The sequence below is a fragment of the Intestinimonas sp. HCP28S3_D6 genome, assembly GCF_052065695.1.
GTDB lineage: Bacteria > Bacillota > Clostridia > Oscillospirales > Oscillospiraceae > Intestinimonas.
The window spans coordinates 1-331 of sequence record NZ_JBQHTM010000162.1; the positions used below are offsets into that span (position 1 = coordinate 1).

Annotated in this window: 1 protein-coding gene; it reads right to left on the bottom strand. The window is 61.6% G+C overall.

The window, feature by feature from the left end:
- Positions 1-171: 171 nt before the first annotated feature.
- Complete coding sequence (locus ACTNBK_RS17230; RefSeq protein ID WP_441146049.1) at positions 172-288, bottom strand: AraC family transcriptional regulator; 117 nt, start codon at positions 286-288, stop codon at positions 172-174.
- Positions 289-331 lie beyond the last annotated feature (43 nt).

Here is a 331-nt window from a genome sequence, read left to right on the forward strand (position 1 = left end):
GTTGGGCTCGTCGTAGCCCGCCCCAAAAACGGCTCCGCCGTTTCCGGGGAACCCCACTTCTTCTCTTCCTCGGCGGAAGTGAATTCCGCCTGCGGCAAGGTTTTGCCCGGAGAGCAAAACGCTTGGGCGCGGATGACCTGCGTCCCGCCTCCGGCGGTGCCAAAAGGTGGGCTACTTGCGAAATTGCGACGGTGACACGCCGAACCGCTTCTTGAACACATAGCTGAAATAGTTGGGCTCGTCGTAGCCCGCCCCAAAAACGGCTCCGCCGTTTCCGGGGAACCCCACTTCTTCTCTTCCTCGGCGGAAGTGAATTCCGCCTGCGGCAAGG